Below are 1,821 nucleotides of genomic sequence, written 5' to 3' on the forward strand. Positions count from 1 at the left end.
GCAGGTTGGTCATGCTGACATTGCCGCGCTGCGCCGGCAGGCAGTGTTCGATCAGAGAAAATTGTGCTGGCGTGATCTCCATGCACGATAGTTTAATCGCTCGGGCCATTAGTGTTAACAGGCCCTAGTCCGAACGCATAGATCCATTATGCTCTGGGAGTAATGTGGCGTGCTTACCGAAAGTGATGCATTGTATACCCCGTAGTCTACCCATCAGGACCTGCTAATGCGCTCTGCCCGAGTCGCCCTGATCTTGCTAACCGCACTATGCGGTACAGCCCTCTGTGCTTGTGCGCACACTCAGACTGATTCTCCAAAATTGCCTCCAAAGGAGCTCACTGTAATGAACACGTCCGAGGCCGATGTCGCGAACAAGCTCACGCTTAGTGCCGAAGAGGTCGGCAAGCGATTTTTGAAATTGATCGCCGGGCTAGACTCGCGGGAAGATATAACTCCAACTCGCATTCAAGACGTTATGGGCTTTCCGGTCTCAGTTGCGCCTAGCGCACTGGGTGCAGTGGTATGGAGTACGGATCTGGGTGGTGGTTGGCGTTATGATTTTGATTATGTCCCAGAATCCCCTTCTTTATTGAGAGGTGTGGGACTTTCATTTGAACATGACACCGATCGCTTTTCTGACATGGAAGCGATTTGTAGCCTCGATTTCGATCATTACGACAGTTCGCTTAAAAGCATGGGATTTGTTGCATCTCCAACGTATGGCCCGATCGGGCAGCTGGAAAACTGGCGCTATGCGAAGTTCGCGAAAGGCGGATCAGGTGGAGACATCCTTATCTCCATCATTCCACAGAATGTGGTCGCAGGTTCTGCGGGGAAGGTTTGCGTTAAATCCATCAGTACGTTGAACGGTCGATAACGCGCTACGGAGTAGTTCTCATGGCCAATCACAGCCCTCAGCTCGAAGCCGCGCTTTCTCAATTTTCCGCACAACAAGGCGTTACCCCCGATCAAACTACGCAGCTGCGCGACGCGCTAAGGGCTGACCCCAACCTATTGAACCAATTGGACCGACAGGCCCAGTCCGGTCAACTACGCGGATTTGCCTTACAAGCTGCCAGTAGCGCACCAAATTTGGCCGGGACTTACGACATACAAAGCGGGTCATTACCCTTCCCGCAACAAGCCTTCAACCTTCTGGAGCAACTGCAAGCAGCGACCTGAAGGCCACGTTGCAGGTCCAGCAGATGTCTGTCGCGTTTGCGCACAGCACATATCAGGATTCGGCGCGTAACAGTCATCCAGTCACACAGGACATGCTCAATAACTTGCAATCGAGTATCAATAGGTCTCCTTTTCTCGCGGATGAGGTCAAGAGATCTGCCACTTCGATCGATGCATCAGATACGCACAATCCCAAAAGAGCGAATCTCGAAGGTTTTGGATTTGTCGGCCCCGGCGTTGCAGCAGGCGGGACTTATGACGGCAACAACAAGATCATGAACTTGCCACCAATCGGCTTGCAATCATTTTCGCCCGCAAGTCCATCAGGAAGATTTAATCCGCAAGACATGACTTTTGTGTTGGGCCATGAGATACAGCACAGCTTTAATCACACGTCTAAGAACCAAGCAACCACTAGGGAGCCTCTGAACAAAGCACAGCAGATGCGCGACACTATTGCCACAGAGTGAGGAATCATCCATGCAACTGACGTTCGGTGACGCTGAGGGCCTGGGTAAACGCAAGCAGACCCGGCGCGAGATCTTTCTGGCCGAGATGGAGCAGGTGGTTCCGTGGCAGCAACTGCTCGGGCTGATCGCACCGCACTATCCGGTGTCGGGGCGGCCAGGTCGGCAGCCG

Annotated in this window: 1 protein-coding gene and 2 pseudogenes; all 3 read left to right on the top strand. The window is 53.0% G+C overall.

Annotated elements, in window-relative coordinates; all coding sequences use genetic code 11:
* Positions 1-226 precede the first annotated feature (226 nt).
* Complete coding sequence (locus ABS769_RS22350) at positions 227-877, top strand: hypothetical protein (protein WP_317063437.1); 651 nt, start codon at positions 227-229, stop codon at positions 875-877.
* Positions 878-897: 20 nt separating this feature from the next.
* Positions 898-1,595: pseudogene (locus ABS769_RS22355) on the top strand (XVIPCD domain-containing protein); the annotation flags it as partial.
* A gap of 67 nt (positions 1,596-1,662) precedes the next feature.
* Positions 1,663-1,821: pseudogene (locus ABS769_RS22360) on the top strand (IS5/IS1182 family transposase); the annotation flags it as partial.

Origin of the sequence: Xanthomonas hortorum, from assembly GCF_040279205.1 — a bacterium.
GTDB lineage: Bacteria > Pseudomonadota > Gammaproteobacteria > Xanthomonadales > Xanthomonadaceae > Xanthomonas > Xanthomonas hortorum_F.

Excerpts from the sequence above, each read along its gene's own strand:
- ABS769_RS22350 (WP_317063437.1), top strand. The coding sequence starts at position 227 with ATGCGCTCTGCCCGAGTCGCCCTGATCTTGCTAACCGCACTATGCGGT.